Source organism: Desulfotomaculum sp. OF05-3, assembly GCF_003435535.1.
Lineage (GTDB): Bacteria > Bacillota > Clostridia > Lachnospirales > Lachnospiraceae > Pilosibacter > Pilosibacter fragilis.
The window spans coordinates 30,765-46,521 of sequence record NZ_QWGO01000003.1 but is presented as its reverse complement, the minus strand read 5'-3'; the positions used below and the strand labels follow the sequence as shown (position 1 = coordinate 46,521).

29 protein-coding genes are annotated in these 15,757 nt (G+C 46.0%); 1 reads left to right on the top strand and 28 read right to left on the bottom strand.

Features of this window, described 5'->3' with window-relative positions; all coding sequences use genetic code 11:
• The first annotated feature begins 238 nt into the window (after nucleotides 1–238).
• A complete protein-coding gene (locus DXA87_RS02780) occupies nucleotides 239–859 on the top strand; it encodes a DUF4190 domain-containing protein (protein WP_117503176.1) in 621 nt (206 codons plus the stop codon).
• A gap of 281 nt (nucleotides 860–1,140) precedes the next feature.
• On the opposite strand, the gene DXA87_RS02775 is transcribed toward DXA87_RS02780, so the two are convergent.
• The 28 genes from DXA87_RS02775 to rplB form a co-directional block, all read right to left on the bottom strand.
• Nucleotides 1,141–1,677, bottom strand: coding sequence for a L17 family ribosomal protein (locus DXA87_RS02775; RefSeq protein ID WP_015553821.1), 537 nt, complete (start codon nucleotides 1,675–1,677; stop codon nucleotides 1,141–1,143).
• Nucleotides 1,678–1,822: 145 nt separating this feature from the next.
• A complete protein-coding gene (locus DXA87_RS02770; RefSeq protein ID WP_117470158.1) occupies nucleotides 1,823–2,785 on the bottom strand; it encodes a DNA-directed RNA polymerase subunit alpha in 963 nt (320 codons plus the stop codon).
• Between the two features lie 112 nt (nucleotides 2,786–2,897).
• Complete coding sequence (rpsD, locus tag DXA87_RS02765; RefSeq protein ID WP_015553822.1) at nucleotides 2,898–3,491, bottom strand: 30S ribosomal protein S4; 594 nt, start codon at nucleotides 3,489–3,491, stop codon at nucleotides 2,898–2,900.
• 15 nt (nucleotides 3,492–3,506) lie between these two features.
• Nucleotides 3,507–3,908 carry a 30S ribosomal protein S11 gene (gene rpsK, locus DXA87_RS02760; RefSeq protein ID WP_015553823.1) on the bottom strand — a complete coding sequence of 134 codons (402 nt, stop codon included), beginning with the start codon at nucleotides 3,906–3,908 and terminating at the stop codon, nucleotides 3,507–3,509.
• Nucleotides 3,909–3,995: 87 nt separating this feature from the next.
• On the bottom strand, nucleotides 3,996–4,364 hold the full coding sequence (rpsM, locus tag DXA87_RS02755; protein WP_015553824.1) for a 30S ribosomal protein S13: 369 nt from the start codon (nucleotides 4,362–4,364) through the stop codon (nucleotides 3,996–3,998).
• Between the two features lie 108 nt (nucleotides 4,365–4,472).
• The gene (gene rpmJ / locus DXA87_RS02750; protein ID WP_003022746.1) at nucleotides 4,473–4,586 is read right to left on the bottom strand and encodes a 50S ribosomal protein L36; all 114 of its coding nucleotides are present in this window, start codon (nucleotides 4,584–4,586) and stop codon (nucleotides 4,473–4,475) included.
• Nucleotides 4,587–4,818: 232 nt separating this feature from the next.
• Nucleotides 4,819–5,037, bottom strand: a complete 219-nt coding sequence (gene infA / locus DXA87_RS02745; protein WP_015553825.1) for a translation initiation factor IF-1 — start codon at nucleotides 5,035–5,037, stop codon at nucleotides 4,819–4,821.
• A 5-nt stretch (nucleotides 5,038–5,042) separates the two neighbouring features.
• The gene (locus DXA87_RS17875; RefSeq protein ID WP_158552999.1) at nucleotides 5,043–5,216 is read right to left on the bottom strand and encodes a hypothetical protein; all 174 of its coding nucleotides are present in this window, start codon (nucleotides 5,214–5,216) and stop codon (nucleotides 5,043–5,045) included.
• Nucleotides 5,217–5,226: 10 nt separating this feature from the next.
• Entirely contained in the window at nucleotides 5,227–5,991 is a 765-nt protein-coding gene (gene map / locus DXA87_RS02740) for a type I methionyl aminopeptidase (protein ID WP_015553827.1), read from the bottom strand.
• 4 nt (nucleotides 5,992–5,995) lie between these two features.
• Nucleotides 5,996–6,640 (bottom strand): adenylate kinase, encoded by a 645-nt coding sequence (locus DXA87_RS02735; protein WP_117470223.1) that lies wholly within the window; start codon nucleotides 6,638–6,640, stop codon nucleotides 5,996–5,998.
• A 106-nt stretch (nucleotides 6,641–6,746) separates the two neighbouring features.
• Nucleotides 6,747–8,069, bottom strand: a complete 1,323-nt coding sequence (secY, locus tag DXA87_RS02730; RefSeq protein WP_117503175.1) for a preprotein translocase subunit SecY — start codon at nucleotides 8,067–8,069, stop codon at nucleotides 6,747–6,749.
• A 1-nt stretch (nucleotide 8,070) separates the two neighbouring features.
• The gene (gene rplO / locus DXA87_RS02725) at nucleotides 8,071–8,511 is read right to left on the bottom strand and encodes a 50S ribosomal protein L15 (protein WP_015553829.1); all 441 of its coding nucleotides are present in this window, start codon (nucleotides 8,509–8,511) and stop codon (nucleotides 8,071–8,073) included.
• 26 nt (nucleotides 8,512–8,537) lie between these two features.
• Nucleotides 8,538–8,720: a 50S ribosomal protein L30 gene (gene rpmD, locus DXA87_RS02720; RefSeq protein ID WP_015553830.1), complete on the bottom strand. Its 183-nt coding sequence runs from the start codon at nucleotides 8,718–8,720 to the stop codon at nucleotides 8,538–8,540.
• Between the two features lie 15 nt (nucleotides 8,721–8,735).
• Complete coding sequence (gene rpsE / locus DXA87_RS02715; protein WP_015553831.1) at nucleotides 8,736–9,245, bottom strand: 30S ribosomal protein S5; 510 nt, start codon at nucleotides 9,243–9,245, stop codon at nucleotides 8,736–8,738.
• Between the two features lie 18 nt (nucleotides 9,246–9,263).
• Nucleotides 9,264–9,632, bottom strand: coding sequence for a 50S ribosomal protein L18 (rplR, locus tag DXA87_RS02710; RefSeq protein WP_015553832.1), 369 nt, complete (start codon nucleotides 9,630–9,632; stop codon nucleotides 9,264–9,266).
• Nucleotides 9,633–9,650: 18 nt separating this feature from the next.
• Nucleotides 9,651–10,193 carry a 50S ribosomal protein L6 gene (gene rplF / locus DXA87_RS02705; RefSeq protein WP_117503174.1) on the bottom strand — a complete coding sequence of 181 codons (543 nt, stop codon included), beginning with the start codon at nucleotides 10,191–10,193 and terminating at the stop codon, nucleotides 9,651–9,653.
• Between the two features lie 165 nt (nucleotides 10,194–10,358).
• Nucleotides 10,359–10,760, bottom strand: a complete 402-nt coding sequence (gene rpsH / locus DXA87_RS02700; RefSeq protein WP_015553834.1) for a 30S ribosomal protein S8 — start codon at nucleotides 10,758–10,760, stop codon at nucleotides 10,359–10,361.
• Between the two features lie 251 nt (nucleotides 10,761–11,011).
• Nucleotides 11,012–11,197, bottom strand: coding sequence for a type Z 30S ribosomal protein S14 (locus tag DXA87_RS02695; RefSeq protein ID WP_008396318.1), 186 nt, complete (start codon nucleotides 11,195–11,197; stop codon nucleotides 11,012–11,014).
• Between the two features lie 16 nt (nucleotides 11,198–11,213).
• Nucleotides 11,214–11,753, bottom strand: coding sequence for a 50S ribosomal protein L5 (rplE, locus tag DXA87_RS02690; RefSeq protein ID WP_021905519.1), 540 nt, complete (start codon nucleotides 11,751–11,753; stop codon nucleotides 11,214–11,216).
• 23 nt (nucleotides 11,754–11,776) lie between these two features.
• Nucleotides 11,777–12,082 (bottom strand): 50S ribosomal protein L24, encoded by a 306-nt coding sequence (gene rplX / locus DXA87_RS02685; RefSeq protein WP_117503173.1) that lies wholly within the window; start codon nucleotides 12,080–12,082, stop codon nucleotides 11,777–11,779.
• Between the two features lie 14 nt (nucleotides 12,083–12,096).
• A complete protein-coding gene (gene rplN, locus DXA87_RS02680; RefSeq protein WP_015553836.1) occupies nucleotides 12,097–12,465 on the bottom strand; it encodes a 50S ribosomal protein L14 in 369 nt (122 codons plus the stop codon).
• A gap of 25 nt (nucleotides 12,466–12,490) precedes the next feature.
• Nucleotides 12,491–12,745 (bottom strand): 30S ribosomal protein S17, encoded by a 255-nt coding sequence (gene rpsQ / locus DXA87_RS02675; protein ID WP_021905520.1) that lies wholly within the window; start codon nucleotides 12,743–12,745, stop codon nucleotides 12,491–12,493.
• A gap of 107 nt (nucleotides 12,746–12,852) precedes the next feature.
• On the bottom strand, nucleotides 12,853–13,062 hold the full coding sequence (rpmC, locus tag DXA87_RS02670; RefSeq protein ID WP_021905521.1) for a 50S ribosomal protein L29: 210 nt from the start codon (nucleotides 13,060–13,062) through the stop codon (nucleotides 12,853–12,855).
• The gene (rplP, locus tag DXA87_RS02665; protein WP_015553837.1) at nucleotides 13,052–13,489 is read right to left on the bottom strand and encodes a 50S ribosomal protein L16; all 438 of its coding nucleotides are present in this window, start codon (nucleotides 13,487–13,489) and stop codon (nucleotides 13,052–13,054) included. The genes rpmC and rplP overlap by 11 nt, the downstream gene beginning before the upstream one ends.
• A complete protein-coding gene (rpsC, locus tag DXA87_RS02660) occupies nucleotides 13,489–14,145 on the bottom strand; it encodes a 30S ribosomal protein S3 (RefSeq protein ID WP_015553838.1) in 657 nt (218 codons plus the stop codon). The genes rplP and rpsC overlap by 1 nt, the downstream gene beginning before the upstream one ends.
• Before the next feature lie 12 nt (nucleotides 14,146–14,157).
• A complete protein-coding gene (gene rplV / locus DXA87_RS02655; RefSeq protein ID WP_015553839.1) occupies nucleotides 14,158–14,544 on the bottom strand; it encodes a 50S ribosomal protein L22 in 387 nt (128 codons plus the stop codon).
• 29 nt (nucleotides 14,545–14,573) lie between these two features.
• Nucleotides 14,574–14,855, bottom strand: coding sequence for a 30S ribosomal protein S19 (rpsS, locus tag DXA87_RS02650; RefSeq protein WP_015553840.1), 282 nt, complete (start codon nucleotides 14,853–14,855; stop codon nucleotides 14,574–14,576).
• A gap of 18 nt (nucleotides 14,856–14,873) precedes the next feature.
• A complete protein-coding gene (gene rplB, locus DXA87_RS02645; RefSeq protein ID WP_117470154.1) occupies nucleotides 14,874–15,719 on the bottom strand; it encodes a 50S ribosomal protein L2 in 846 nt (281 codons plus the stop codon).
• Nucleotides 15,720–15,757 lie beyond the last annotated feature (38 nt).

The window sequence follows — 15,757 nt, the reverse complement described above, 5'->3', positions numbered from 1 at the left end:
TCTAGTTCTACCCCGGAAAGCATAAAGCCGCCGGAGATGTCATTCTCCATTATAATTCAATCCATGCTCTTATGCAACTTAAATGTGGACATGGACGGCGTTTCATGTTAAACTATACGATAACTGTTCCGTATTATTTTTCTTAAACATCGAGGAGCTGACCAGCCTTTTTTATCAGGGAACAGTGCTATGAGCATTTTGGCGGCAGCGCCGCAGAATTACAACAGGAGGAATTTTCATGGCAGATTACGAAGATCAGAATTCATCTGAATATAAAGATATAAGCCAGGAAACACAGGCTGCAGATCAGAATCCACAGAACGGACAGCCGATCCCGCCTCAGAATAACGGACAGGATCCATACTGGCAGAATCCACAGAATGACGGACAGATCCCGCCTCAGAATCCTGGACAGAATCCATACTGGCAGAATCAGCAGAACAGCGGACAGTTCCCACCGCAGAACGGGCAGCCGCCGTATTGGCAAAATCAGTACAATAACGGACAGCCGCCCTACTGGCAGAACCAGCCGCAGCGCCCGAGACGCGAAAAGAACTCCTTCGCGACGATCTCCCTGATCAGCGGGATCTTCGCTCTCTTAACGCTCTGCTGCTTCGCCTTCCCGGTCGCTATCATCTGCGGCGTCGGGGCGGTCTGCTTCGCCATCATCTCCAAAAAAGGCCAGCCCTTCAGAGGCACCGCAGCAGCCGGAATCATCCTCGGCGTTATCGCCGTTCTTCTCGGCATCGGCGAGTTCTTCTATGTACTCACCATCACAAACTTAATGAAAGACCCGGCAAACGCCGCGGCATTCAACGAGTTCTTTGAGCAGTTCCAGCGACAGCTCGGAATAAACTAAACACGAAAGTCACAAAGACCATAGACACATTATTTATCAGATAGTGTCTATGGTCTTTTTTCGTACTATGAGTACTCAACATGAACCATCCGCTCACTTGCAAACCCGCGTTTACGCACTCTACCGCCTGCTTCGCAGGCAGTTTGCCCGTTAATGGCACGGAAAAAACAGATTTCTTCTTCGCAGCCGCTTGTATTTCCTCTGCGCTCACTAAAAGAAGACCGACAGAACACGCTCACACGTATTCTACCGGTCTTCAGCGATTTCGTATTAAATTAGAATTAAACGAGCTCGATCAGAACTGCCATAGCACCGTCGCCCTTACGCTGACCGATCTTGATGATTCTTGTGTAACCACCGTTACGGGAAGCGTACTTCGGAGCGATCTCGTTGAACAGCTTGTTTGTAAGATCAACTTTCTTTGTGTTTTTCTTCTTACCAGCTGCTGCTGTCGGAACCTCTGTTACGTCATAAAGAGCTTTTACCATCTGTCTTCTTGCATGAAGTCTGGACGGCATGTCCTTCTTGATTTCCTTCTCAACTTCGTCGTATACAGTAACTTTCTTACCGTCAACAACTTCTTTTACTCTCTTGCCGTCAGCGTCCTTGCGGGCAACCTTAGCTGTAACTTTAACAGTCTCGAAGTTATCTTTCTCTTTTACTGCAAGAGCGATCAGGCTCTCAACGATCTTTCTTACTTCTTTAGCTCTAGCCTCAGTTGTAACGATCTTTCCATGATATAAAAGGTTTGTAGCCTGGATTCTAAGTAATGCTTTTCTCTGACTGGAAGTTCTTCCGAGTTTTCTATAACCTGCCATGATTTAATTTCCTCCATTTGTGGAACAGCCGCCCACGCTTCTTTGGACTTACTGGGCTGCCGCCTTTTTCTCCATAATGAGTCGCTCTACGCCCCTTCTGCGCCCTTCGGACTTACCTTCCGGGTGAATGTATCACAACCAAAATTTACTGTTCGTCACTGGAATTGAGCTGTAAGCCCAGTTCTTTTAACTTTGCAAGTACTTCCTCGAGGGACTTGCGACCAAGGTTTCTAACCTTCATCATATCCTCAGAAGTGCGGCTGCAAAGCTCTTCAACGGTATTGATACCTGCTCTCTTGAGACAGTTGTAGGAACGAACGGATAACTCCAGCTCGTCGATGTTCATCTCAAGAACTTTTTCTTTCTCGTTGTTCTCCTTTTCAACCATAACCTCTGCAGTCTTTGCATTCTCAGAGAGGTCGATGAAGAGATTCAGATGCTCGCTTAAAACTTTAGCAGCAAGGCTGACTGCCTCGTCCGGATCCAGTGTTCCGTTTGTGTAGATCTCAAGTGTGAGCTTATCGTAGTCTGTCTGCTGACCAACACGGGTGTTCTCAACAGACATATTGACACGCTCAACCGGTGTGTAAATGGAATCTACAGCGAGAACTCCGATCGGAAGATCGTCGCTCTTGTTCTTATCAGCGCTTACGTAGCCACGGCCGTTGGTGATCGTAAGTTCCATGTAGAACTTGCTGTCTGCGCCGCCGCTTAAGGTTGCGATAACCTGGTCCGGATTCAGGATCTCGATATCAGCATCTGTCTGAATGTCAGAAGCGTGGATCACACCCTCACCCTCGAACTCGATGTACGCAGTCTTCGGCTCGTTTGTATCACTGTTGTTCTTAATTGCTAAGCTCTTGATGTTCATGATGATCTCAGTTACGTCTTCCTTAACGCCGGCGATGGAACTGAACTCATGAAGTACACCATCAATTTTCACCTGGCTGACAGCAGAACCCGGTAAAGAAGAAAGCATGATTCTTCTCAGGGAATTTCCCAGAGTTGTGCCGTAACCCCTCTCAAGCGGTTCTACGACAAACTTTCCGTATCTTTTATCTTCGGAAATCTCAGCAATCTCAATGTTTGGTTTCTCAAAATCGAACACAAAAAGCCCCTCCTTTTGGGTATGCTTTGACAAATGCCACGAAGCGTTCTTTTAGAACACAAAGCATCCGGCCGGAAATGGCCAGATACTTTGTAAAAACCGCTCCGGTGAATTATTTGGAGTATAACTCGACGATGAGCATCTCGTTTACAGGAACGTCGATCTCTTCTCTTGTCGGAAGAGTTTTGATCTCGCCCTTTAAGTTCTCATGGTCAGACTCTAACCATGCCGGAACAAGACGGCCAGCTGTGGTCTCGAGAACCAGCTTGTAGTGGTTGTCGCCTTTGTTCTTTTCTCTGATCTCAACAACATCTCCAGCCTTTACAAGGTAGGACGGGATGTTTACGCACTTGCCGTTTACAAGAACGTGCTTGTGGTCAACGATCTGTCTTGCTTCCTTTCTTGTTCTTGCGAAACCAAGACGGAAGATAACGTTGTCAAGTCTGCGCTCAAGAAGGATCATAAGGTTTTCACCTGTCTGTCCGTTTAAACGCTCAGCCTTATCGTAGTAGTTACGGAACGGCTTCTCCAGAACGCCATAGATGAACTTAGCTTTCTGTTTTTCTCTTAACTGAAGACCATACTCACTGATCTTCTTGTTTGCTCTTTTAGATTCTCTGTTGGATTTTTTATCTATTCCTAAATAAATGGGATCAAGGTCAAGGGATCTGCATCTTTTAAGAACAGGAACTCTATCAACTGCCATTTTACTTCCTCCTAATTAGACTCTTCTACGCTTTGGCGGACGGCATCCGTTGTGCGGAACCGGTGTTACGTCCTTAATGCTTGTTACTTCAAGACCACATGCCTGAAGGGCACGGATAGCAGCCTCACGGCCAGATCCCGGTCCTTTAACCATAACGTCTACGGATTTTAAACCATGTACAAGAGCTGCCTTAGTTGCAGTTTCTGCAGCCATCTGTGCTGCATATGGAGTAGATTTCCTTGAACCTCTAAATCCCAAACCGCCTGCACTTGCCCAAGATAAGGCATTACCCTGTGCATCTGTTAATGTCACGATTGTGTTGTTAAAAGATGACTGGATGTGCGCCTGTCCGCGTTCAACGTTTTTCTTTACACGCTTTTTTGTCACTTTTTTAGCAGTGGACACTTTTTTAGCCATTTTAAACTAACCTACTTTCTCATTTACTGAACCCTGTTTCCTGTCTTTAAAACATGCAACGTGATTCAAAACATTTGTTACTGATAATTATTTCTTCTTGTTTGCAACAGTCTTTCTCGGACCCTTGCATGTTCTTGCGTTTGTCTTGGTCTTCTGACCACGGCAAGGAAGACTCTTTCTGTGACGAATACCTCTGTAGCATCCAATCTCCTGAAGTCTCTTGATGTTTAAAGCGATCTCACGACGTAAGTCACCTTCAACAGTCTGAGTCTCAGCGATTACTGCTGCAATGTTCTTTACTTCGTCATCGGTTAAATCCTTTACACGTGTGTCAGGATTTACACCAGCCGCAGCAAGAATACGGTCTGCACTTGCTCTACCAATACCGTAGATATAAGTTAAGCCGATTTCGACACGTTTTTCCCTTGGTAAATCAACACCTGAAATACGAGCCATGAGTGGTACCTCCATTTAAATATTGTAGAAATAGTTATTGCCGACACAACAACGCACTCTCGCGTTTCATGTCAAAGCCGCGCGAAAAAATACAGGCAAATTGCGGCATCAGCCCTGTCTCTGTTTGTGCTTAGGATTTTCACAGATAATTCTGATACTGCCTTTTCTCTTAATAACCTTGCACTTCTCGCAAATCGGTTTTACTGATGATCTTACTTTCACAGTAATTCTCCTTTCCTTCGTAGTCCGCTTCCCTTTACTGCCGGAAACACACCGATTCCGTGCCATCTGGGAACGGCATTACGGGTTGCTATACCTGTATAAAAAGCACCTGAAAATGGGCATAATACAAGCGTTCCAACAAAGTTCGCTTGAGCATTATAACACTTCCTTGGCGGAAAATCAAGCATTTTTATTGGTTTTCTTCAACTTTTTTAGCCCTTTGTCAAGGATACTATTTATCTCTCCAAATAATACGTCCCTTGGATAAATCGTACGGGGACATCTCTAATGTTACCTTATCACCCGGAAGAATACGGATGTAATTCATACGCAGTTTTCCACTGATGGTAGCTAATACCTTGTGGCCATTCTCAAGTTCAACCTGGAACATAGCGTTCGGCAGTTTCTCAACAACGACGCCTTCGATCTCGATTACGTCAGCCTTAGACATAAAATTTACCTCCTGTTTCGTTTCTTAATGATCTGGACATGCTTTTTATTTTTCCGGAGGACCCGGCCGTTTTCTGCAAGCAGAGAAACGTATGTTCCAAGGTCCTCCGATATGACATAGATTTTATCCTTGTCATTTCCGGCAAGCGATCTTGCCAGGAATCCCGGGGTCATTTCCATACGGTGCCTCCTATTCGAGGCCCGGGCGCAGGGAAAGAATCTCCGGCTCGCCCTCAGTGATGAGGATCGTATTCTCATAGTGAGCGGACAGGGCATGATCTGCTGTAACAACGGTCCAGTCATCGTCCATCCAGATTACATCCGGTGTGCCGGCATTGATCATCGGTTCAATGGCCAGAGTCATACCCGGCTGTAAAAGGATTCCCCTTCTCTTTGTCGCAAAGTTCGGGACCTCCGGATCTTCATGAAGGTGGGTACCAATTCCATGTCCAACCAGCTCGCGGACAACGCCATAGCCGAATTTTTCGGCGTATGCCTGGATTGCCGTGGAGATATCATTCAGATGATTGCCTGCTTTCGCGAATTTAATACCTTCGTAAAAGCACTGTTTTGTGACATCCATCAGTTTCTGTGCTTCCGGGGAGACGTTTCCTACTGCCCAGGTGCGGGCTGCGTCGGAATGGTATCCCTTATAGATCGTCCCCGCATCAAGGCTGACGATATCGCCATCCTTTAAAATACGGTGCTTATTCGGAATTCCATGTACGATCTCATCATTTACGGACACGCAGATGGATGCAGGATATCCATTGTAATTTTTAAAGGAAGGAATACATCCATGGCTGCGGATCAGACGCTCTCCCAGCTTATCGATGTCCAGAGTGGACATTCCCGGGTGAACAGCTGCATGCAGCTCCTCGTGCACCTGCGCCAGAATTTCTCCGGCTTTTCGCATCAGTTCGATCTCTCTCGGCGATTTAATTGTTACTGCCATTATTTTAAGCTCCTAAAATCTTTGTGATAGCCTCAAATACCTGTTCCATATTCTGCGTTCCGTCTACGGTGTAGAGGACGTGCTTATCCGCATAGAAGCTGATGAGCGGGCGCGTCTGCTCATGATAAACAGAAAGACGTTTTGTAACAGTCTCCGGCTTATCATCATCTCTTAAAATGAGTTCAGCGCCGCACTTGTCGCAGATGCCTTCCTTCTTCGGAGCAGCATATACGATGTGATAAGTCATTCCGCACTTTACGCATGCACGGCGGCCTGCCATACGGGTAACGATCTTTTCGTCCGGTACGTCAACATCGATCGCGAAATCGATCGCCTCTCCCTTTTTGGCAAGAGCCTCTGTGAGAGCCTCTGCCTGCGGGATCGTACGCGGGAAACCATCGAGAATGTAACCCTTTTCGCAGTCCGGCTGGCTGATTCTGTCCATAACAAGATCAACCGTCAGTTCGTCCGGAACAAGAAGTCCCTGGTCCATGAATGCTTTTGCCTTCTTGCCAAGCTCTGTTCCGTTCTTAATGTTTGCCCGGAAGATGTCTCCGGTGGAAATGTGCGGGATTCCGTACTTTTCCGCGATTCTCTGTGCCTGGGTGCCTTTTCCGGCTCCCGGTGCGCCCAACATAATGATTTTCATAATTGTAATTTCCTCCACTCGTCCTAAAAAACCGAAAAGCGGGCGAAAAGCATCTTTCCGCCCGCTCCGATTTTCAGCACGCAGCTGCTGCTATTTCTCTATTTGATCAATCATTTAAGAATCCCTTGTAATTTCTTACAAGCATCATAGACTCCACAGCCTTGATCGTCTCGAGGATTACACCTGCAATAATGATCAGGGATGTGCCGCCGAAGGAAAGACTGCCGACAGAGAAGAGACCGGATGCGATGATCGGGATAATGCACACGATCACCAGTCCGCAGGCACCGATAAATACAATATAGTTTAAGATATTGTTGAGGTAGTCTGAGGTTGGCTTACCTGGGCGGATGCCCGGGATAAAGCCGCCGGACTTCTTCATATTATTAGCAACTTCCAGCGGGTTAAACGTAATGGACGTATAGAAATACGCGAACAGTACGACTAATACGATATATACGAGCATACCAATGGAGTAAGCCGGAGCTTCCGGTTTAAACCAGTTGGATGAGCTCAACGCTAACAGGATCTTTCCACCGATGGTTGAATAATCAACGTGGAAGAACTGAGCGATCATAACCGGCATTGACATGATGGAAGAAGCGAAGATGACCGGAATAACGTTCGCGGTGTTTACCTTCAACGGAATGTAGGTAGACTGTCCGCCGATCATTCTGCGGCCCTGCATCTTCTTGCTGTACTGTACCGGGATCCGGCGCTCTGCATCGTTTAAAACGAGGACAAAGACAACGATCGCAACGATAATTGCCAGTACAATGATGCCTGATACAGTTGCGACTGCAACTGATCTGCCTGCCATAAAGCGCTCATATAATGTCATCATATCCTGCGGAGTACCAGATACGATATTGATCAGAAGTACGATGGAAATACCGTTTCCTACTCCATTGTCTGTAATCCTCTCGCCAATCCACATCAGAAGAGCAGAACCTGCGGTCATAGCGGCTACGACCGTAAGATATCCCCAGATGTTACGGTGGTCTTCGAGAAGAAGTCCCTTTCCGCCAAGGCCAACTGCCATTGCGCAGGACTCAAAGAGAGCCAGGCCGACGGTAAGATATCTGGTGTACTCTGCAATCTTCTTTCTTCCATCCTCACCGTCCTTCTGCATTTCCTCAAGCTTCGGAATTGCAATTGTGAGTAACTGCATAATGATGGAAGATGTGATATACGGGGTGATACTCAATGCGAAGATCGACATGGAGGAGAAAGATCCTCCTGTGATCGCATTAAAGAATCCCATTCCAGAGTTCTGCAGATTTGAAAAGAAATCATGCAGATAGCTCGGATCAACGCCCGGTATCGGAAGACAGCAGCCGATTCGGATGACTACAAGCATCATAAAGGTGTAAAGAAGTCTGTCGCGGACTTCTTTCACCTTAAATGCTTTCTGTAAGGATTTTAACATATTAGATCACCTCGCAGGTTCCACCTACTGCCTCAATTTTAGCTTTTGCGCCTTCACTGAAAGCATTGGCTTTAACGACAAGTTTCTTTGTTAACTCTCCGTTACCAAGAATCTTAACGCCGTCCTGCGGGTTTTTGATCACACCTGTCTCCAGTAATGTCTCAACGGATACTACGGAGTCATTCTCAAATCTCTCTAATACGCTTACATTAATTCCAACTATCTCCTTAGAGTTGATGTTTGTAAATCCTCTCTTCGGAAGACGTCTGTATAACGGCATCTGGCCGCCCTCGAAACCAGGTCTCGGTGCGCCGGAACGTGCCTTCTGGCCCTTATGTCCCTTACCAGCTGTCTTACCATTTCCAGAAGCGTGGCCACGACCTCTTCTGAAACTATCACTATGCTTAGATCCTTCAGCAGGATGTAAATTAGATAAGTTCATCACTGCACCTCCTTACTTTATATCAATTAGATTTCTTCAACTTTAACCAGATGTCTAACATTCTGGATCATGCCTCTAACTGCACCATTATCCGGCATCTCGACAGTCTTGTGCATCTTCTTTAAACCAAGTGCTTCGATTGTCGCTCTCTGCTTCGGAACAGCGCCGATAGGGGATTTTACTAATGTGATTTTTAACTTCTCTGCCATTTTATTATCCTCCTATTAGCAAACAACGTCTTCAACAGATTTGCCGCGGTTCTTAGCAACCTCTTCTGGAGTCTTTAACTTTGTAAGACCTTCGATTGTTGCGAGAACTACGTTTGTCTTGTTGTTGGAACCTAAAGACTTTGTACGGATGTTCTTGATGCCTGCAAGCTCTACTACGGAACGAACCGGACCACCAGCGATGATACCAGTACCTTCCGGAGCTCTCTTGATCAGTACGGAAGCGCTTCCGAACTCGCCAAGGAAGTCGTGCGGGATGCTCTTGTTCTCATCCATCGGGATCTCTACAAGGTTCTTCATAGCAGCTTCTTTACCTTTACGGATAGCTTCCGGAACCTCACCTGCTTTACCAAGGCCTGCGCCTACGTGACCATTGCCGTCTCCTACTACTACCAGAGCGGAAAATCTCATGGTACGTCCACCTTTAACAGTCTTGGATACGCGCTTAATGGCAACAACTTTGTCATTTAACTCTAACTGACTTGCGTCAATGATTGTACGCTTCATGCTGTTTTCTCCTCTCTATTAGAATACGAGACCAGCCTCACGGGCTGCATCTGCTAATGCCTGAATCTTACCCTGATAAATGAAACCGCCTCTATCGAAAACGACCTCTTTGATGCCTTTCTCGATTGCTCTCTTAGCTACTACGGTTCCGATATATGCAGCTGCATCAACGGTATCTGTGTTCTCTAACTCTGCTTTGATCTCTTTCTCAAGAGTGGAAGCAGATACTAAAGTATGTCCAACGGAATCGTCGATGATCTGAGCATACATATGATTATTGCTTCTGAACACTGCTAAACGCGGTCTCTCTGCTGTACCAGCAAAGCGATTGCGTAATCTATAGTGTTTTTTTCTGCGGATTTCGCTTCTTGACTGCTTGCTAACCATTTTTACACTCTCCTTAAATTATTTCTTACCAGTCTTACCAACTTTGCGTCTGATAACCTCATCAGCGTACTTGATACCTTTGCCCTTATACGGCTCCGGTCTTCTCTTCTCTCTGATTTCAGCTGCATACTGGCCGACTTTCTCTTTGCTGATGCCCTTAACGATGATGATGTTCTGACCCTCAAGAACAGTCTCGATACCTTCCGGATCTTCCATCTCTACCGGATGGGAGTAACCAAGGGAAAGTGTGAGCTTCTTGCCCTGCTTCTGAGCTCTGTAACCAACACCGTTTACCTCAAGCTTCTTCTCGTAGCCTTCAGTAACACCCTGGATCATGTTATGGATTAGCGTTCTTGTAAGACCGTGTAAAGATTTCATCTTCTTTAAATCGTTCGGTCTTGTTACGACGATGTGTCCATCTTCTTCTTTGATTTCCATCTCTACCGGTAAATCTCTTACCAGTGTTCCCTTCGGACCTTTAACGGTCACATTGTTGTTCTCTGCGATTGTTACAGTTACGCCTGTTGGAATCGCTACCGGCATTCTACCAATACGTGACATGCCTTTTACCTCCTACTTAGATTCTCGGAAAGTGCTTTTACACTTTCTGTTTTCAGTTTCTATGTTATATCTGGTCTGAAGTTGCCTCCAGACGCACGCAAACTCCGCCCTGCTGGATCAATGTTCAGCTTTGCAGGCGGGGTGCGATAACATCAATGGGAATAATTACCAAACAAATGCAAGAACTTCGCCGCCGACACCAAGCTGTCTAGCCTGCTTGTCAGTGATGATGCCCTGGTTTGTGGATACGATAGCGATACCAAGTCCGCCAAGTACCTTCGGCATATCTTCCTTGCCAGCGTATACACGTAAGCCCGGCTTGGAGATCTTCTTGATTCCGGAGATGATCTTCTCGTTCTTGTCAGCGCCATACTTTAAGGAGATGCGGATTGTCTGGAATGCACCGTCCTCAACGATGTCATATTTCTTGATGTAACCTTCTCTTACAAGGATATCAGCGATAGCTAATTTCATCTTGGAAGCCGGAACATCTACTGTATCGTGTTTAGCAGTGTTTGCATTACGAATTCTTGTAAGCATATCTGCAATCGGATCGCTCATTGTCATGATTATATTTCCTCCTAATGGATTGTTGGTTTGTCACTGTGGTTCGCGAATCATTCGCGCTGCACAGGAGTGTTGTTCGGCCTGGGGAAAACAAGTTTTCCGTATAGGCGTTGTTACGATGTATAGGGAAGTTCTTTTCCCTGTGGTCGAAGAACGGGACCAGTCAGCCTATTAAGCGCTTCTCTGCACGGCCAGGCGGGGAAACACGATGTTCCCACCTGACTTCTGACGCTTTTCTAAGCAGCTAAATCCTACCAGCTTGCCTTCTTTACGCCCGGGATCTCGCCCTTGTAAGCGAGCTCACGGAAGCAGATACGGCAAATGCCATATTTTCTCAGATATGCATGTGGACGACCACAGATTCTGCAGCGGTTGTATTCTCTTGTGGAGAACTTTGCCGGACGCTGCTGTTTAATCTTCATTGAAGTTTTAGCCATGGATAAATCCTCCTAATTACTTTGCAAACGGCATGTTGAATAATGTTAACAGTTCACGAGCTTCCTCGTCAGTCTTAGCGGTTGTAACGAAGATGATATCCATACCTCTAACCTTGTCAACTTTGTCATATTCAATTTCTGGGAAAATTAACTGTTCCTTGATGCCGAGTGCGTAGTTACCTCTGCCGTCGAATGCGTTAGCGTTAACGCCGCGGAAGTCACGTACACGCGGAAGAGCGAGGTTGATCAGACGATCAGCGAACTCATACATCTTCTCGCCGCGAAGGGTAACTTTGCATCCAATAGCCATGCCCTCTCTGAGTTTGAAGTTTGCGACAGACTTCTTAGCCTTTGTAAGGACTGCCTTCTGACCTGTGATGATCTCGAGGTCACGAACTGCAGAGTCAAGGACTTTCGCGTTGTCTTTTGCTTCGCCTACGCCCATGTTGATAACGATCTTATCGAGCTTCGGCACTTCCATGATATTCTTATAACCAAATTTCTTGATCATTGCTTCAACGATCTCGTTCTGGTACATTTCTTTTAATCTAGCCAACTTGTGTTTCCTCCTCTCTGCTATTAGTCAATTACTTTACCGGTTGCCTTAGCAACGCGGACTTTCTTACCGTCTTTAACTTCAAAGCCAACTCTTGTAGCTTTTCCGTCAATGAACAGCATTACGTTGGAGATGTCGATCGGAGCTTCCTGATGAACAATTCCGCCGTTCTGGTTTGTCTGGCTCGGTTTGGTATGCTTTGTTACCATGTTGCAGCCTTCAACGACAACTTCGTTCTTCTTGGTGTCTACGCTCAGAACTTTACCAGTTTTATCTTTATCTTTACCTGCGATGATCTTTACCATATCATCTTTTTTGATTTTATGCATTACCTGGCACCTCCTTATAATACTTCCGGAGCCAGAGATACGATCTTCATGAACTGTTTCTCACGAAGCTCTCTTGCGACCGGCCCAAAAATACGGGTTCCTCTTGGAGTCTTGTCATCTTTGATGATAACTGCTGCGTTCTCATCAAATTTAATATAAGAACCGTCTTTACGACGTGCGCCTTTTACAGAACGAACTACAACGGCTTTGACTACATCGCCCTTCTTAACAACGCCGCCTGGTGTTGCTTCTTTAACGGAGGCTACGATTACATCACCGATGTTAGCATATCTTCTTGTAGAACCGCCCATAACGCGGATACAAAGCAGTTCTCTTGCACCTGTATTATCGGCAACCTTTAATCTGGATTCCTGCTGAATCATGCCTGATACTCCTTCCTCGAATCAATTATCTTGCTTTCTCGACGATTTCAACAAGTCTCCATCTCTTATCCTTGGATAACGGTCTTGTCTCCATCACTTTAACTGTATCGCCGATATTGCACTCATTCTTCTCATCATGAGCTTTTAACTTATATGTCTTCTTAACGATCTTTCCGATTAACGGATGTTTTACGTGGTTCTCGATAGCAACGACGATTGTCTTGTCCATCTTGTTGCTAACTACCTTACCAGTACGTGTTTTTCTAAGATTTCTTTCCACGACGGATAATCTCCTTTCAAAATCGATTTGTTACACGCATCGGCGTGTGTCATAATGACAACTAATCAACCCGCAGGCATGCCTTGGGGTTCTTCACCGATACGGGATTAGTTAGCAACTCTTGCCTTCTCTGTGATAACAGTCTGAATTCTTGCGATGTTCTTGCGAACCTCTTTGATTCTGCTTGTGTTATCTAACTGGTTGGTTGCGTTCTGGAATCTCAGGTTGAAGAGCTCCTTCTTTGCTGCAACTAATTCTTCATTTAACTCTGCAGCGGTTTTCGCTTTTAATTCTTCTACATACTTATTAGTTTTCACTGTTATCACCGCCTTCTAAATCTGCCTTGGAAGCAATTTTACACTTACACGGGAGTTTGTGCATAGCAAGACGAAGAGCTTCCTTTGCTGTTTCCTCCGGAACGCCAGCGATTTCGAACATAACACGGCCCGGTTTAACTACTGCTACCCAGTACTCAAGAGCGCCCTTACCGGAACCCATACGAGTCTCAGCCGGTTTAGCTGTTACCGGTTTGTCCGGGAAAATCTTGATCCAAACTTTACCACCACGTTTGATGTAACGAGTCATGGCAACACGGGCTGCCTCGATCTGATTAGATTTGATCCAGCACGGCTCAAGGGCAACAAGGCCATATTCACCGTTGGAGATTGTATTTCCTCTTAAAGCTTTACCGGCCATAGTTCCACGGAACTGTTTGCGGCGCTTTACTCTTTTCGGCATTAACATTATTTATCGCTCCCTTCCTTATTTCCCTTAGTCGGAAGAACCTCGCCTTTGTAGATCCAAACTTTAACGCCAAGCTTGCCGTAAGTTGTATCTGCCTCTGCGAAACCATAGTCAATATCTGCTCTTAATGTCTGAAGCGGGATTGTTCCCTCGCTGTAAAACTCTGTACGTGCGATATCAGCACCGCCAAGACGTCCGCCAACAGCTGTCTTGATACCAAGAACGCCAGCCTTCATGGATCTGGACATTGTGGACTTCATAGCACGACGGAAGGAAACACGGTTCTCAAGCTGCTGAGCGATGGACTCTGCAACAAGCTGAGCTTCACGGTCCGGTCTCTTAACTTCCTTGATGTCTACAAATACCTTCTTAGCAGTCATCTTCTGAACTTCAGCTTTGACCTTCTCGATCTCAGATCCGCCCTTACCGATAACTACGCCCGGTTTTGCTGTGAAAACGATAATTTTAACTCTATCAGATGCGCGCTCGATCTCGATCTTGGAAACGCCAGCGCTGTATAATCTCTTCTTAAGGTAAGTTCTGATTTTATGATCCTCGATGAGGTTGTCAGCGAAATCAGCTTCAGCGTACCATCTGGAATCCCAGTCTTTGATAACGCCGACTCTCATGCCGTGTGGATTAACTTTCTGTCCCATAACTGCCTCCTATTATTTCTCGTTCAGCACGATGGTGATGTGGCTCATTCTCTTTTCGATTCTGTAAGCTCTACCCTGTGCTCTCGGTTTTACTCTCTTCATAATCGGTCCCTGAGATGCGTAGCACTCCTCCACATACAGGTTCTCTGCGTTCATGCCGTTGTTGTTCTCAGCATTTGCGATTGCAGATTTTAATAATTTCTCGATTAAGCTGGAAGCATATCTAGGATTGTAAGTTACAATACCAAGTGCTGTCTGAACATCTTTGCCTCTGATGGCATCTAATACGAAACAAGCCTTCTGAACGGATACTCTTGCGTAAGACAGCTTTGCAGACGGTCTTGTATCCTTCTGGGCATTTCTCTCTCTCTTAATCTGACTTCTATGTCCCTTAGCCATTACTGGAACCTCCTTTCAAAGCGTATCTATTATTTACGTCCGGACTTTTTCTCGTCTTTGCCGTGGCCTCTGTAAGTTCTTGTAGCAACGAACTCACCAAGTTTGTGACCAACCATATCTTCTGTTACGTATACCGGTACATGCTTTCTGCCGTCATGTACTGCGATTGTATGACCAACCATCTGCGGGAAGATTGTAGAACGGCGGGACCAGGTCTTGATAACCTGTTTCTGTCCTGCCTCGTTCATAGCGTCTACCTTCTTCAGTAAGCTAGCGTCTGCAAATGGTCCTTTTTTAAGTGAACGAGCCATCGTTTTACCTCCTATCGATTATGAAATCGCCTTACCATTTCTTCTTCTTACGATTAACTTGTTAGACTGTTTGTTTTTCTTTCTAGTCTTAAGACCAAGAGCAGGCTTGCCCCACGGTGTGCACGGACCCGGACGGCCGATACCAGTCTTACCTTCACCACCACCATGCGGATGGTCATTCGGGTTCATAACGGAACCACGGACTGTCGGGCGGATACCCATGTGACGTTTTCTACCTGCTTTACCAATCTTAACAAGGTTGTGGTCGCCGTTGCCTACAACACCGATTGTTGCGCGGCACTCGATCGGAACCATTCTCATCTCGCCGGACGGTAAACGAAGTGTAGCGTATTTTCCTTCTTTAGCCATTAACTGTGCAGCGTTTCCTGCAGAACGAACCATCTGGCCGCCCTTGCCCGGGAAAAGCTCGATATTGTGAACCTGTGCACCAACCGGAATTAAGGATAACGGTAAGCAGTTGCCGACCTTAGCCTCTGCGTGCTCGCCGCTCATAACCTTCATGCCGTTTGTAAGGCCCTGCGGTGCAAGGATATAGGACTTCTCACCATCTGCGTAGCAGATTAAAGCGATGTTAGCGCTTCTGTTCGGATCGTACTCGATACCGATTACAGTTGCCTGAATTCCGTCTTTGGAATTTCTCTTGAAGTCAACCATTCTATATTTCTGTCTGTTTCCACCGCCCTGATGTCTAACGGTGATCTTACCCTGGTTATTACGACCAGCGTTCTTCTTTAAAGAAACTACTAAGGACTTCTCCGGAGTTGTCTTTGTGATCTCGGAGAAATCAGAACCTGTCATATTTCTTCTGGAAGGTGTATATGGGTTATAGGTTTTGATTCCCATTTCTGACTCCTTTCAACGCCTTCTGGCGTTTCTATTTT